This is a genomic window from Halocatena marina, assembly GCF_023276375.1.
GTDB lineage: Archaea > Halobacteriota > Halobacteria > Halobacteriales > Haloarculaceae > Halocatena > Halocatena marina.
This window is the reverse complement of the sequence record NZ_JALLPK010000002.1, coordinates 374661-389359: the sequence shown is the minus strand read 5'-3', so window position 1 is coordinate 389359 and position 14699 is coordinate 374661. Positions and strand designations below refer to the sequence as shown.

12 protein-coding genes are annotated in these 14699 nt (G+C 53.3%); 6 read left to right on the top strand and 6 right to left on the bottom strand.

All coding sequences use genetic code 11. The annotated features are described in order from the left end of the window. Positions 1-3: 3 nt before the first annotated feature. Positions 4-732, top strand: coding sequence for a DUF1028 domain-containing protein (locus tag MW898_RS20410; RefSeq protein ID WP_248910156.1), 729 nt, complete (start codon positions 4-6; stop codon positions 730-732). Between the two features lie 9 nt (positions 733-741). Here the strand turns inward: MW898_RS20410 and MW898_RS20405 are convergent, their stop codons facing one another. Genes MW898_RS20405 through MW898_RS20390 form a run of 4 tightly spaced genes read right to left on the bottom strand, consistent with a single transcriptional unit; the run spans position 742 to position 6361 of the window. Continuing rightward, positions 742-2874 (bottom strand): dipeptide ABC transporter ATP-binding protein, encoded by a 2133-nt coding sequence (locus MW898_RS20405; RefSeq protein WP_248910155.1) that lies wholly within the window; start codon positions 2872-2874, stop codon positions 742-744. After that, the gene (locus MW898_RS20400; RefSeq protein WP_248910154.1) at positions 2871-3758 is read right to left on the bottom strand and encodes an ABC transporter permease; all 888 of its coding nucleotides are present in this window, start codon (positions 3756-3758) and stop codon (positions 2871-2873) included. The genes MW898_RS20405 and MW898_RS20400 overlap by 4 nt, the downstream gene beginning before the upstream one ends. Beyond that, positions 3758-4717 (bottom strand): ABC transporter permease, encoded by a 960-nt coding sequence (locus tag MW898_RS20395; protein WP_373689888.1) that lies wholly within the window; start codon positions 4715-4717, stop codon positions 3758-3760. Before MW898_RS20395 ends, MW898_RS20400 begins: the two co-directional genes overlap by 1 nt. Positions 4718-4732: 15 nt before the next feature. Beyond that, positions 4733-6361: an ABC transporter substrate-binding protein gene (locus MW898_RS20390; RefSeq protein WP_248910152.1), complete on the bottom strand. Its 1629-nt coding sequence runs from the start codon at positions 6359-6361 to the stop codon at positions 4733-4735. Positions 6362-6586: 225 nt separating this feature from the next. Between MW898_RS20390 and MW898_RS20385 the strand changes: the two genes are divergently transcribed. The 4 genes from MW898_RS20385 to rdfA all read left to right on the top strand — a co-directional run bounded on the left by MW898_RS20385 (position 6587) and on the right by rdfA (position 10546). After that, a complete protein-coding gene (locus tag MW898_RS20385) occupies positions 6587-7837 on the top strand; it encodes a Zn-dependent hydrolase (RefSeq protein WP_248910151.1) in 1251 nt (416 codons plus the stop codon). 519 nt (positions 7838-8356) lie between these two features. Then, complete coding sequence (locus tag MW898_RS20380; protein WP_248910150.1) at positions 8357-9172, top strand: IclR family transcriptional regulator; 816 nt, start codon at positions 8357-8359, stop codon at positions 9170-9172. Between the two features lie 223 nt (positions 9173-9395). Continuing rightward, positions 9396-9884, top strand: coding sequence for an Lrp/AsnC family transcriptional regulator (locus MW898_RS20375; RefSeq protein WP_248910149.1), 489 nt, complete (start codon positions 9396-9398; stop codon positions 9882-9884). Positions 9885-9931: 47 nt separating this feature from the next. Beyond that, positions 9932-10546 (top strand): rod-determining factor RdfA, encoded by a 615-nt coding sequence (rdfA, locus tag MW898_RS20370; protein WP_248910148.1) that lies wholly within the window; start codon positions 9932-9934, stop codon positions 10544-10546. A 420-nt stretch (positions 10547-10966) separates the two neighbouring features. Here rdfA and MW898_RS20365 read toward each other — a convergent pair whose 3' ends face one another. Both MW898_RS20365 and MW898_RS20360 read right to left on the bottom strand, forming a co-directional pair. Continuing rightward, positions 10967-11725: an aspartate/glutamate racemase family protein gene (locus MW898_RS20365; RefSeq protein ID WP_248910147.1), complete on the bottom strand. Its 759-nt coding sequence runs from the start codon at positions 11723-11725 to the stop codon at positions 10967-10969. Further along, entirely contained in the window at positions 11712-13493 is a 1782-nt protein-coding gene (locus MW898_RS20360; protein ID WP_248910146.1) for a M28 family peptidase, read from the bottom strand. Before MW898_RS20360 ends, MW898_RS20365 begins: the two co-directional genes overlap by 14 nt. 113 nt (positions 13494-13606) lie before the next feature. Between MW898_RS20360 and MW898_RS20355 the strand changes: the two genes are divergently transcribed. Further along, positions 13607-14641 carry a zinc-binding dehydrogenase gene (locus MW898_RS20355; protein WP_248910145.1) on the top strand — a complete coding sequence of 345 codons (1035 nt, stop codon included), beginning with the start codon at positions 13607-13609 and terminating at the stop codon, positions 14639-14641. Positions 14642-14699 lie beyond the last annotated feature (58 nt).

Below are 14699 nucleotides of genomic sequence, written 5' to 3'. Positions count from 1 at the left end.
CGGATGGGAAAGAAGGCAAGTGCGCAGACAGAGTGGAAGCGCGGGTACCGACCAGGGACGTTCTCGATTGCGGCCTCCGATTCTGACGAGGAGTCGTTCGGTGTCGCAGTAGCGACGGGGATCGTCGCCGTCGGAGCGACGTGTCCGTACGTTAGCGACGAGGCCGCGGTCCTCACACAATCGTTTACGAAGACATCTCACGGATCAAAAGTCCTATCGCAGGTTGCAGACGGGAAGCACATTGAGACAGCGTGTGAATCAGTGTTGGCGAGCGATGAACATTCGAGTTACCGCCAACTACACGGCGTCGACCAAGACGGTAGTCAGTTTACGTTCACCGGCGACGATTGTGTCGAATGGTGTGGATCGACGACTGGAGAAAGCCACTCGGTCGCGGGAAACATGCTCAGCGACGATGCCGTCATCGACGCAGTGAGCGACGCGTTCGCCGAAACGACCGGTCCGCTGTCTGAGCGGTTACTCAGTGGTCTCGAAGCGGGACAGGAGGCAGGTGGAGACAAACGAGGAAAAGTGAGTTCAGCGTTGCTCGTTCACGCACCAGAGTCGAAATTATATCACAATCTTCGAATTGATGCTGCCGAGCATCCGGTTCGAGAGCTCCGAGAACTCTACGAACGGGCACGAGAGACCGAACGAAATCTGCACGAGGAAACCGCTCGACAGTTGGGTTCGTATCCAGAGGAAATTCTCGAATTCGGAGTGAAATACTGACCCGTTGTCTCAATTGCTGGATTTCGATTCGACTGACTCCACGAATGACGATCGTTCGGTCATCTCTTCGACCGACAGGAGACAGGAGATGTGATGGTCGGTGCCGGACACTTTCTCTTCCAGTTCCGGTTCAGTTTCCTCACAAACGTCACCGATTTTCTTTGGACAGCGGGTTTGGAACGGACATCCAGACGGTGGGTTCAGCGGACTCGGAACGTTTCCGTCCAATAAGATCCGATCACTCTTCCGTGTCGGATTGGCGTGTGGAACGGCCGAAAGGAGACTCTCTGTGTAGGGATGGAACGGCGGCGAAAATATCTGTTCGACTGTGCCGAACTCAGCTATTTTCCCGAGATACATAACCGCGATCCGGTCACAAATGTGCTGGACGACGCCTATGTTGTGCGATATGAATAGATACGAGAGACCGTACTCTGCCTGAATTTCGTTGAGGAGATTCAGTATCTGTGCCTGCACAGAGACATCGAGCGCCGAAACGGGTTCGTCACAGACGATGAACTTCGGTTCGACTGCAAGTGCGTGCGCGATGGCAATGCGCTGTTGTTGGCCACCGGAGAATTGGTGTGGATACTTATGAATCGCTTCTGGTGAGAGACCGACGCGTGTCAGCAACTCGCGCGTTCGTTCTTGCTTCGCTTTGCCGGTCGCAATGTTGTGTTTTTCCATTGCTCGACCGATGATCTGTCCCACCGTCTTCCGTGGGTTCAACGAGCTTTGGGGATCCTGAAATATTATCTGCATCTCACGACGGAGACTGCGTACCTCCGTGCTACTCATCTCGTGGATCGGTTCGCCTTCAAAGTACACCTCGCCGTCGGTTGGATCGAGAAGGTTCAGCGCAGTGCGCGCGACTGTCGACTTTCCACAGCCGCTTTCACCGACGAGACCCACGGTCTCGCCTTCGTAGATGTTGAAATCGATACCATCAACAGCTTTGACCGCCCGTCGTTCGAGCGTTGGAAGGCCACCGTCAGAACGTGTAAGCGTGAGATCACCCAATAATCCATCACCTGCGGGGAAATGTTTCCGAAGGTTCTTTACTGCAAACAGTGGCTCTCCGCTTCGGTCGATTTGTGTACTCTCGTGCACCGAATCGGTCGGATTGTATCCGTGGCTGAGGTCGAGGGCATCCGCGTGGATACACGCTGCACGCGACGTTGTTTCCGACACTGAAGTGAGTTTGGGGTCACCACCAGTTCGACAGGCCTCGGTCGCGTACGCACAGCGAGGGGCGAAGTTACATCCCTGGGGGAGATCGGTGAGATCCGGCATCGAACCGTCGAGCGTCGGAAGGTCGTCGTACTGCACATCAGCCTGAGGAATCGAGTCGATCAACCCGCGTGTGTACGGATGTTGCGGATTTCTGAACAGTTCGTCGAGTGCTGCGGTTTCGACGAGATTCCCCGCGTACATCACTCCGACGTGATCACACGTCTGGGCAACAACGCCGAGGTTGTGTGTGATCATCAGGATGGCCATCCCCTTCTCTTCTTGCAGATCGTTCAGCAGATCGAGAATCTTCGCCTGAGTGGTTACATCGAGCGCCGTTGTCGGTTCGTCAGCGATGATCAGATCGGGTTTACAGGAGAGACCAATTGCGATGAGAACGCGTTGGCGCATGCCACCAGAGAACTCGTGAGGATAGTCGTCGAATCGCTCCGCTGCATCCGGAATTTCGACATCTCGCATCACCTCAATTGCCTGCTCTCGTGCCGTCGATTGGTCGCCGTCTTGGTGGTGCACGATGGTCTCGACGATCTGTTCGCCGACCGTAAGCACCGGATTGAGCGACGACATTGGATCCTGTGGAATGAGTGCGATCTTGTTTCCGCGAACCAACCGCATCTCCTTCTCGGATAGTTCGAGCAGATCCTCGTTGTCGAAGACGACCTCGCCGCTCGTGATCTCACCAGGGCTGTCAATGAGTTGGAGCAGCGAACGCGCGGTGACGCTTTTTCCTGCGCCACTCTCGCCTACTAATCCCATTGTCTCGCCCGAATCGAGGGCGAACGATACGTCGTTAGCCGCGACGACCGTTCCATCCTCCGTGCGGAATTCCGTCGTAAGGTTTCGAACTTCGAGGAGAGATTGTCGTCCACCGTCTGTATTATTGCCATTCATTCTATCGAATCCACCTTGGGGTCGAGAACGTCTCTGAGGCCATCACCGAGCAGATTGAACCCAATGACGGTAACTGCGATAGCAATACCGGGGAAAATGATAATCCATGGTGCGGTCTGCATGAATCCACTTCCGTTGTTGATCATCAGCCCCCACGAAGGGGTCGGTGGCTGGGCACCGAGTCCGAGGAACGACAGACTTGCCTCTGTCAACATTGCAAAGGCAATGTTCAGTGACCCTTGCACGAGCAGCGGGGCCGAACAGTTCGGTAATATCTCGCTGAAGATGATGTGTGAATTACGTTCACCGCGGGCGATAGCTGACTCCACGTACGCCTCATTTTGCTCAGACAGCGTCGCACTTCGAGCGACGCGAGCGATGTACGGTGTGTACACAAACGCCAGCGCGATGATGACGTTATCGAGATCAGGACCGAGGACGACCATCAGCGTCAACGCGAGAAGGATCGGTGGGAAGGACATTGCGGCGTCCATAAATCGCATTAGCAGTTCGTCGATGATCCCGCCGTAGTAGCCGGAGACGAGCCCAACGATCGTCCCAATAAGGAGTGCGCCAGTGATCGCACCGAAGCCGACTTTCAACGAAATCCGACTCCCCATCACGACGCGACTAAAGATGTCGCGACCGAGATCGTCGGTTCCAAACAGATGATCGGCCGACGGTGACTCTGTCCGGTCGTCGATGGACGTCTGTTGAATCGAGTATGGAGCGATGAACGGCGCGAGAATCGCGACAACAACGAGCGACAGCACGATGACGAGCCCAATCATCGCCTTGGTGTTGTTCTTAAACTGTCGTACGAACCGCTGGAAGCGTTCAATCCGCGCGGACGTGACTGTCGAATTCGAGGTCGATGTTGCCATCAATCCTCACCTCCATAGCGAATTCGTGGGTCAAAGTAGCCGTAGAGGATATCCGCTGCGAGGTTCGAAAGCATGTACATCAGCGCGACGACGACGATACAGCCCTGCAACAACGGGATATCTCGACTCTGGATAGCGGTCAGTGTCAGTCTGCCGATGCCCGGCCAGAAGAACACCTGCTCAAGAACGACGACACCACCAAACGCGTAGCTGAACTGAAACGCAATAACTGTGATAACAGGAATGATGGCGTTCTGAAGTGCGTGCTTGAGAATGATGATTCGCTGGGTCATTCCTTTAGAACGAGCCAGCTTGATATACTCCTCCGACATGACTTCGAGCATCGACGATCGAGTCATTCGCATGATATAGGCAGTGAGGGCGAATCCCATCGCCGATGCCGGGAGGACGAGATGGCTCAACGTCCCCATTGGATCTTCGCTCGGTGGGACGTACCCACCTGTCGGAAAGAGATTCAGCCACACCGCGAAGACGAGGATGAACACGAGGCCCCACAGGAAAATCGGGATAGAAACTCCGATGAATCCGAACATCGATGCGAACAGATCGGGCAGTTCGTTCTGCTTTACCGCAGCGATGATGCCGAGCGGTAGCGCAAGGAAAACAGCGATGAACGTCGCCGCTCCGGCAAGCAACAACGACTTCGGGAGCTTTTCTGCAATGAGCGTCACAACCGGTCTGTCGAACCGAAGTGACATTCCTAAATCACCCTGCAAGAGCCCAACCACCCAGTCGATGTACTGGATGTATAGCGGTTTATCGAGGCCCATCTGCGCTTGGAGCGCCTGAATGGATTTCTCAGTCGCGTTTGGTCCAAGAATAAGCAACGCGACATTTCCGGGTAGAATGGTCGTTACGATGAACGTGATCAACGTCACGAACAGTAGGGTTAGCACCATGAATCCTAACCGCCGCAATAAATAATTATACATTGACATAGAGATCCCCCCAAATTACGAGTCGAGCCAGTTGTCGTGGAATCGAAGCGTCGAACCGTCTGCCGTGCCAATCTTGCCCTTGTAGTTCGTCGAGCCACCGTACAGGTTCGCCTGCCACCAGAGCAGGAGGTGACCCGCGCGGTCCTCGTGGAAGATTTTGGTCGCCTTGTGGTAGAGATCGGCGCGCTTTTTCTCATCGTAGATGTGTCGCGCCTCCTCAACCAGCTTATTGTACTCGTTGTTCTTCCAGCCGGTGAAGAAGAACGCTCCGTTCGGGTGGAGGAACTTGTAGAACGACACGTCGGGGTACGTCAACGCGAGGTACGAACTGGTCGTTGCCTCGAAGTTCTGCTTGCTATACACATCCGAGAGCCACGTGCTCCACGTTATCTTCTGGATGTTGAGATTGATGCCGGCATCTGATGCTTGATCGGAGATAACCTTCGCACCCTGTACCTGTGTCGGGTACGATTGTGGAATCTTGAACGAAACCGAAAATCCATTCGGCATCCCTGCTTTCTTTAGGTGTTCTTTGGCCTTATCGAGGTTCCGCTGCCGTGGTTTGATATCGGGATTCTCCCACGGACTATCAGGCGTGGCGGGTGTTGCGGTCGTCTTCCCGGTGCCGTACAGTGCCGCCTCGCTTATTTTCTCCTTATCGAGTGCGAAGTCGAGTGCGAGACGAGCGTGTTTGTTGTTGAACGGCTTCTTGTTGCAGTTCAGTCCGAGGTAGACGAGTGCCTTCGGGAACTGTTTCTCGAAGCGGACGGTTGAATCATTTTTGAGCGATTCAACATCTTTCGGTGGGATACCGTTGATGAAGTCATACTCGTTCGAGCGGAACGACTGGAGTCGCACGTTCGGATCCGTTATCTCACTCTTGACGATTTTGTCGAGGAACGGCCCGTTCTCATCGCTGGCGTTCCAGTAGTCATCGAACTTCGTCATTGTGAACGAGGTTTCCACCTCGTGACTCTCGAACTGGTACGGTCCCGTTCCGATTGGCTCGTTGATCTTCTCCTGTTTTGCCTGTTTCTCCGGGACAATGTGCATCTCGCCGGTCGACATCCGAGAGAGGAACGGCGCAAACGGCTTGGACAACTGCACGACGAACGTCTGGTCGTCCGGGGTGTTCATCGAATTGACGAAATCAAAAAATCCGGTAGCGAGATATTCGCCGTTGGCGATCCGCTCGTAGGTTGCGAGCACGTCTTTGGACGTCATCTCGTCGCCATTGTGGAACGTCACGCCTTTTTGGAGCGTGAATTCCAATTTCGTGTTGTCATCAGAAGTCGACCAATCCTTTGCAAGATGGGGTTGCAATGAGTAATCGGGGGCTAACCGAACGAGCGGTTCTGTGATGTTCTCAAGCACTCGATTGGTTGCTGCGGCGCTCTCGAGATGCGGGTCGAGTCCCTGAACGGGAACAGCACCTCCCCACTGAAGGGTGCCACCGGATTTCGGCGCACCACTCCCACTGGTACCGTTGCCTGAGTCGTTCGAGTCGCCTCCTCCAAGACAACCAGCAAGCGCGAGAGGGACACCGGCTGCCGTCGCGGTGAGGAACGTGCGTCGGTTGACTTGCATTCTAGCGGTCCTGTCGCTATTTTTATTAATATGGCGACGATTGCTATCGCTTGTCATAGAACAGGACACTCACTCATGTGTTATAAATGTTTTGAAACTACCCGGGCGTAAAGCTGAGATATTGAAAGAATACGACTCTACGTAGGGGAACGAAGACAGGAATGGGCGAGAATAGACATCGTTCGGTCACACACGACACGAAACCAAGTTCATGAAAGAATTTAATCGTTGTCGGTATGCGAAACAATCAAATAGGAGAGTTGGACAACATGTGTGAGAGGCATGCAAGTAAGCCAGCACCGGCTGCAGAGAGACATCGAAGCTAACGCAGCGTTCGGATCGGTAGCAGTCGAGAAGGGTCACGGTCGAACGGTTCTCACCGGAACCGAGGCGGACAGGAAAGCGCGAGCGTACTTTTGTGAACGGCTACGAGATGCCGGACTCACTGTTCGCATCGACTGCGTGGGAAACATCGTCGGCCGATGGGCACCTGAAAGCGTCAATCCGACTGCAGCACCGGTCGCTGCTGGGAGTCATCTCGACTCAGTTCCGGAGGGTGGCATTTTCGATGGACCACTCGGCGTGTACGCGGCGTTAGAGAGCGTCCGGGCGATGCAGGACGCGGATGTGGAACCAATTCGTCCGGTCGAAGTTGTCTGTTTCACAGAAGAAGAAGGACAACGGTTTGATGGCGGACTGCTCGGATCGGCCGTTGCTACAGGTGAGATGAATTCTGAAACGGCGCTCTCTCTCGAAGACGACTCTGGCACTTCGCTCGAAGCCGCCCTCAGTGACATCGGATTTCTTGGAGAAGGTCGGCTGGCAGCCGACGAATGGCACGCGTGGTTAGAACTTCATATCGAACAGAGCGAACGCCTTACAGAGGCGGATATCTCTGCAGGCGTCGTGACGACAATCACGGGACTCTCTCGGTGTGGCATCGAAATAACAGGTGAAGCAAATCATGCAGGGTCGACACTCATGACGAACCGGTCGGACGCGATGGCTGCAGGAAGTGAGTTCGTCCTCGATATCGAAGCCGCTGCCGGAGAGTGCGTCGATACGGATTCGGCCACAGCAGTCGCCACCGTCGGTAAGCTTGACGTCCGACCGAACGCACCAAACGTGATTCCAGGAGCCGTCGAATTGAGCCTTGACGTCCGCGATATCAGGCAGAGCTCTATCGAGAAAATTGTCAGCCGGGCAAAACAGAGTTTAGACCGAATCGAAACAGAACGTGACGTGACTACTGAGTTTGACCGACCGTGGAACCGACCCCCTGTACCGATGAGCGATCGCTGTCGAACTGCACTCTGTGAAGCTGGAGAATCCGCGGAAATCGAGATACGAGAGCTTCACTCCGGTGCGGCGCACGACACAATGCACGTCGCAAACGTTACAGACGCTGGGTTACTTTTTGTCCCATCACGAGATGGAATCTCCCACAATCCATTGGAATGGACCGACTGGGAAGATTGCGCTGCAGCGACACAAGTTCTCGGCGGAGCATTGAAACGCCTCGCCTCTGAATGATCCTGTTTACATAACGAACAAACATACTTATATCTCGCTGAGTAGCGTGTTTTTACGGCTTTCAATCAGAGAAATCGTCTTTCCTGATGTGCAGAACGATATCAACAAATAATCATTCCGCTCGTCGTGGTGCGATCTTTTGATTACAGTACTCCATATGCTGGACGGCACGTGCAAAACACAGTGCATTGATAGAGAACACACCCATGAATTGAAAGTCGTCGTAAACCCAGTGTATCTCTCGAATTTTAGGGGTAGAACTACCAATTTGAACAATTACGGTAAACAACGGTAGTGAATATTGAATACCCAGAAATAGGTTGCACGTATATAGAACAGCGTTACACAGATCACGTATTCATCGGTTTCAATAACCGACCGAAGAAGGGTGATACTGACTCAATTCGTATCCCTTCATCGTTCGTTGTTCGAAAGGGGACGCATGCTATCGGTTTTTCCAGTCGAGGACTATTGCATCATATACAAACGTTTTTACGGAGTGGCTTAGTAGCATCTCCGATGGTTGATGGATCAGAAAATAGCTCATCGCGCACACTGAAAACAGTCACCCGGGCATTCGATGTAATTCACGCACTGGAGGAGCTCGATGGAGCACGCGTTACAGAACTCGCAACGCATCTGGATATGTCGAAAAGCGCTGTGTACAACTATCTCACGACGCTTCGAGAGAAAAAATTCGTGATTCAAGAGGGAAACACGTACTCATTATCACTCCGATTCCTTCTCCTCGGAGAGTATGTTCGAAACCAGAATAAGTTGTACGAGATCGGTAAACCAGAGATAGAAAACTTAGCTGACGAGACGGGCGAATATGCCCATCTCGCGACTGAACAGCATGGTCTCTCAGTGAATCTGTATAAAGTACGAGGGGAGAAAGCAGTCGGAAGCAACTACCAGACGAACAAACTGCAGAAACCCGACTATCTGCATTTTTCTGCGACAGGGAAATCCATTCTCGCGTATCTTCCTCCGGGTCGTGTAGACACGATTGTCGACCGCTACGGATTAACCGGCAAGACAAAGAACACGATCACTGACCGCGAGACATTGTTTGAGGAACTTGATCAGATTCAAGAGCGAGGGTATGCGTACAACGACGAAGAGGAAATTGAAGGGCTGAAAGCGATTGGAGCGCCAGTTTTGGATAGAGATGGTCGCGTTCTCGGGTCGCTAAGTATCTCAGGACCGACCAACCGGATGAACGAAACGGAGTACCACAACATGGTGGTCGAGAAGGTGACGAACGCAGCGAATGTTATTGAAGTGAACATTAACATGTCTGAGGACGAAACCGATCTTCCCAAATTCATCTAATCACTGTAACTCGACACCCCTGTGAATTGTACCTACCTACGGACACATAATGACAATATTGTTGAACATGTGGCATTACAGGAGTACTATAGTAACAGGCTACTACCGGACAGAGAGTTCTCTGAAATTCCAAACAGAAAAGCATAGATCTATACATCGACAAATCAGGGGATCTTGGACACAAGTAGCGAGCCTTTATTTGGATAGAAGCGAACAGAACAGCATGAACGGAAATAAGTTCGAGAATTTCGACGATATCGACAGTCACATTCTCAAGATACTTACCTCAGATCCCCGTGCGCCCTATTCCGATATCGCTGAAGAACTAAAGGAGGCCGGATACAAAATGAGTAGCGAGGGGATTCGATACAGAGTTTCGAAGCTTATGGAGGCAACTACGGCGTTTTTTCTCCTCGATCCGGACGATTTGAGTTGGGAAATCGTCAGAATCGCCGTCAAAGCGACCAACGCTGACAGTATGAAAGACGAGGCGTTTGACCGCATTAGTGAAATGCCATTTTGGCACGTCACACGTGGAATCGGAACGTACGACGTTTATGCCGTTGGGATGGCTCCCTCGATGCGTAAGATAGACGAGTTCGTAACGACAATTCGAGAGTTCGACTGCGTCGAGAACATCGAACACATCGTCGTGACCGAACGCCGGAGCAATCTGGACGACTACTATCGAACAGATACTGAGGAGGAGTGACCGATAATGAGTCACAATTTGCAATCAATTTACACAGAGTACAGCCTATGAGTTCACACGGATGTAAGGTATGTCGGGTGCTCTCTGAACGCGACCTCTCCACGTATGATACCCAACTGTTGGCACAGTGGCAGGGAGAAAATGGCCCACGAAAAGGGTACCGAACATTAGCGGAACAACTGAATATCAGACTGCTGCAGCGAGAGATGGACCGAGCGGGACTCCCCACGATCGGAGGTGAAACAGAATCAAAGTACCAGCGTCTGACCGGAGACGACTCGACAACAGCAGCAGCAGTGCGTGAGATGTTTCGCCACGAGGGTGTCCCGATCGACGAAATCGAACACGACTTCGTCTCATATGGTGTGATACGAACTCATATTACAGAGTGTCTCGGTGCCGAATACACGGCGCCTGAGAGCGATTCGGACTGGGCAACAGATGCGATCACCATCGCCCAACGGACCGCGAAGACGAAAGCGACAGAAGCGATCCGGGCATTGACGAACAAAGGAACGCTTGCATCAGTCAGTGAGCCTGTCGTGGATGTGGGCATCATTGTCGAATGTCCTGAGTGCCAATCTCGAATCTCAGCCGACAAAGCCATTCGTCGGGGGTTTGTCTGTACTTGCGCCGAACCAACTGATAGCGACGAAGAGTGAGGTGAAACTGTATTCGAATTGTTTTTATAATCAGATTTATGATAAATTCCCCTTGGTTCTCACACCCTCATATGTCTAGAATTCACTATTTTAATCATCGACAATTGCTACCATTGTAGATGTGACTTTGGAGTCGGAAAATAATACACTAAGTGTGTTACTCATTTTGCGTCGTTATAAGCAGTAGACAAGAATTCACAAAATCACATCTCGAAATTAGCAAACGTAGATATCGTCTTCGAAGCGTGGCTATTACGCTTTCTCGTCTCCCTATCAACGATGATTCTTCACGGCGTCTCGATCGTTTGCTCATTGATTTGAAAACTCGCTGTGGGAGCTCTCTTTCTCGCCACAGAGACACACAGTTGAGACTGGCTCGGAGAGACATCTCTGAAAAATTAACCTGAAAATTATAGCGCTTCAGTCGTCGGCAGTCGTTGACGGGAGATCACCGAGGAGTCCGTCGAGTTTCTTGAATGGTGCTTCCGGATACGCCCGCCGACTCTGACAGATTCCGTGGCGTGCCCACGTTGCTGCCTGCTCAAGTGCAACCGTTGCGGGGTCGATGAAAGGGACACCAACCCGCGATTGGATCTCGTCGTTTCGTTGAGCGAACGAGAGACTCATACAACCCGGGAACAATGCCTCCGCTCCGTCCTCTTCGACCGCCTGAAGACCAACAGTGACCATCCGCTCGACCAGTGCATCCGACTTGTGGTCGATCGATTCGACGGGAGCGTCCACAGATCGGACACTCACACATCGCTCTCCAAGACCATACTCGTGGGCTTGCTCGTGACTCATTGGAACAGTCTCATCGAGGATTGTCAACCAACTGAATCGGTCGGCAATCTGGGCGGCAGTGTAGAACGTCGCTTCTGCGGGCCCGACGACAGGAACGTCGACGAGTTCTCGTAGTGCTCGCAATCCTGGGTCTCCGAAACAGCCGATGACGAATGCGTCGAACTCGTGGCGAATCTCGTGGGCCGTCTGAAGCGATCCGACGACACACCACGCTTCTTCGACGGCGCTTTCGATACTCGTCGGGCCGAAGTCACCAGTCTGCACAACGGTGACGACGCCCGTCGACAGTTCGTTTGCGATTCGTTCGCGTCGTGCTCGTTCCTCGGGACTCAGCCCAACGCCAGGGACCAGATACGCGATTTTAGGCGTTGACATCGGCGATCAGCTCCTTAGCCTTTCGGAGTTCTTGGACAACCATGTTCTGTTCGCGTTTCAACTGAACCCGTAAGAAGCGGACGTCGTTCTCATCGAGGATCGGGAACTTCTGGGCAGGAGCCAACCGAGGAACCGGGTCACGACTGGTCGCTTCGTCTTGTTCGAATTGGCCGCATTCAACGAGATTCAGTCGTGTGAGCACACGGGAGAGAGCCGTGATTGTGTCGTTCGCGACGGCAGGCTCGATGTCACCAGCATGTGCAGCGTCTTGGAATGCGACGATATCTGATTCGAGCGACTGGAGTTCCTCGATGGTCGGTGTAAAGTCGAAGTTGTCCCCGGCGATGGTGTTGTATTCCTGAACTGTGTCGGCAATCTTCCGAGCGTGGCGGGCGTGGTCGAATGGGAGAATCTCTGCGTTCAACACGCGAAGGAGACTTGTGACGTAGACGCGGATATCTCGGACGAGCTCGTCTTTCCCTGCTTTTTCGAGCGTATCCGTCGAGACGTGCCACGCATCTGAGTTCCCTCCACAGCCACCGACGCTGTGATACCCACGCTGCTCCCGTTCTTCGGCTGGGATGTTTGAAGACAACATGAAGAAGCCGGTAATACCGAGGTTGTCGAAGGAGTAGTCACCCGCACGGAACGGGTGATTTTCTGCCGACGGCTCGCCCGTGATATCGTCGATGGTGTCAGTGACGAGTTGGTGTGCATCCGGTGTCCAACACGACATGTCGGTGTACTTCGTCGCGTCCTTCGATCCAGGACTATCCATGTTGACCTGTGCGACACAGTTCTCCGCGATGTCGAGTGCGAACTCGTCGGCGTACCACGTCGATCCAGCGTATCGGCCGGTTGAATGTCCCGGCCACCAAGCGACGCGGAGGTTTCGATTCAAATCGTCTCTGTGTTCGTTGAAGACGCGTACGGTTTCGAGAAGGCCTGCATCACCAGTCGCGTTGTCAGTGATTCCGACGTACCACGAATCGTAGTGTCCATGGAGGAGAACGAAATCATCGGTCTCCGCCGCTCTACCTTCGACGGTGGCGACGACGACTGGACACGGCATCCACTCCGTTGTCAAGTCGGTCGAAATTTCGACAGTGAGTCCTTCGTCACTCTCTGCCCACTCTCGAAGCGTCTGGCCGTCGGGATTGTTGACGTTGATAATAGGAACGTCAGGAACCTTGTGCTTCTCATCGAGGCGTGGTGCACCGCCCCAGATAGGCGTCGCGATCCCGTTATGTGGTTCGCGCTCGTGTTTGTGGATGGCGATGACACCGATCGCACCTTTCTCTTCGAGAATATTCGTCGCGCGAATCGAAAGGCTGCCTGCAGCCGTGAGCGCGATTTTGCCAGTGAGGTCACCGATGTCGTGGTACGGGTCGTGGGGATCGTCACTACTATCCAAGAGATCACCGCCAGCAGACCCGACGTATTCGACGGAACCGGAGACGGTCGTTGACGCCGAAAACGAGACGGTTTTGAGTGGTCCGGGTTCGAACTCCTTATTCAAGGTCGTGAGTTCAGCATTGTGCGGTTGGCTGATGAACAGTTCTGGATCATACCGGTCGTACTCGACTCCAAGCTCGTCGAGTCGACTCGTAATGTACTCTGCCGCCTCTACTTCCTCTTCTGTCCCCGAAAGGCGGGTGAGTGTGGAGAACGCTTCTAAGAGCGCCCATGGTTCGTCGATCGATACACTGTCTACGAGTGTGGACTCAAGGCTAGTGAGTGCCTCTCTGTCGGCTACTTGCTGACTCATCCATTGTTACTGTCGCACTACTGTGTAATGACTGTTTGGTACGTGGAGACACATTCATTGGGAGGTGAGCTAACACGGATAGATTTATCCCCTCGGTTGTGGATTGTTCACACATGCGGGCTAGCCATATCACCGGCCACGGGACACCAGCAGAAGCTGTCGAACTCGTCGACGTCGATACACCAAACCCAGACCCAAATGAGGTCAGAATACGCGTCGAGGCAGTCGCACTCAACCATCTCGATGTCTTTGCACGAATGGGTCATCCCGAAGACGATGGAACGTTTCCTAAGCGGAGCGGGTGCGATATCGCGGGCTTCGTCGATTCGGTTGGTGATGATGTCGATGACGACTGGATTGATGAGGCAGTCATCGTCTATCCGGGTGTCTCGTGTGACGACTGTGAATACTGTCTCAATGGGGAGCACACGATGTGTCACGAGTACGAAATTATCGGAGAGGATCGGCCAGGGGGCCTTGCCGAATACGTTGTCGTCCCAGCGTGGTGTCTTGAGACGAAACCAGAATCGCTAGACTTTGTAACCGCAGCGGCGGTTCCGGTGACATTTACCACTGCGTGGCGCATGGTCGTGGCCACTGGCGAGCTCAGTCCTGCAGAGACGGTCCTCGTTCTCGGTGCGAGCGGCGGAGTCGGTAACGCTGCACTCAAAATCGCACACAGTATCGGTGCAACAACGTATGCAGCGACTTCGAGCGCCAAAAAAGCGACCCAGTTGACGGCGTGGGCTGACGAGATTATCGACTACACTGAGCGTTCGTTCGACGAAGCTGTCTTGGAGATGACGAACGGGCGTGGTGTCGACCTCGTTGCCGATCACGTTGGAGAAGCTACCTGGCAACGGAGTATTGATTCATTGGCGATGGGAGGACGAATGGTCATCTGTGGCGCGACATCTGGTCCGAATCCCGATATCGACATTCGTTCAGTGTATCAACACCATCGGCAGATTCGTGGCGCGCCAATGGGCAACCGGCAGGACTTTCGAGATGTCCTCAGTCTCGTCTCGACAGGAGAACTCACACCGACCATCGACCGAGTACTTCGACTCGACGAGGTCGCTGACGCACATCGCGCAATCGAGAACCGCGACGTGGTAGGAAAGATAGTCATCGAGCCATCGGGGTAATGAACTATCTCGTTTCCATGAGGACAGTGTGTCACTATCTGATCGATATGTTTATAGT

Excerpts from the sequence above, each read along its gene's own strand:
- MW898_RS20410 (WP_248910156.1), top strand. The coding sequence starts at position 4 with ATGGGAAAGAAGGCAAGTGCGCAGACAGAGTGGAAGCGCGGGTACCGA.
- MW898_RS20405 (WP_248910155.1), bottom strand. The coding sequence starts at position 2,874 with ATGAATGGCAATAATACAGACGGTGGACGACAATCTCTCCTCGAAGTT.
- MW898_RS20400 (WP_248910154.1), bottom strand. The coding sequence starts at position 3,758 with ATGGCAACATCGACCTCGAATTCGACAGTCACGTCCGCGCGGATTGAA.
- MW898_RS20395 (WP_373689888.1), bottom strand. The coding sequence starts at position 4,717 with ATGTCAATGTATAATTATTTATTGCGGCGGTTAGGATTCATGGTGCTA.
- MW898_RS20390 (WP_248910152.1), bottom strand. The coding sequence starts at position 6,361 with ATGACAAGCGATAGCAATCGTCGCCATATTAATAAAAATAGCGACAGG.
- MW898_RS20385 (WP_248910151.1), top strand. The coding sequence starts at position 6,587 with ATGCAAGTAAGCCAGCACCGGCTGCAGAGAGACATCGAAGCTAACGCA.
- MW898_RS20380 (WP_248910150.1), top strand. The coding sequence starts at position 8,357 with ATGGTTGATGGATCAGAAAATAGCTCATCGCGCACACTGAAAACAGTC.
- MW898_RS20375 (WP_248910149.1), top strand. The coding sequence starts at position 9,396 with ATGAACGGAAATAAGTTCGAGAATTTCGACGATATCGACAGTCACATT.
- rdfA (WP_248910148.1), top strand. The coding sequence starts at position 9,932 with ATGAGTTCACACGGATGTAAGGTATGTCGGGTGCTCTCTGAACGCGAC.
- MW898_RS20365 (WP_248910147.1), bottom strand. The coding sequence starts at position 11,725 with ATGTCAACGCCTAAAATCGCGTATCTGGTCCCTGGCGTTGGGCTGAGT.
- MW898_RS20360 (WP_248910146.1), bottom strand. The coding sequence starts at position 13,493 with ATGAGTCAGCAAGTAGCCGACAGAGAGGCACTCACTAGCCTTGAGTCC.
- MW898_RS20355 (WP_248910145.1), top strand. The coding sequence starts at position 13,607 with ATGCGGGCTAGCCATATCACCGGCCACGGGACACCAGCAGAAGCTGTC.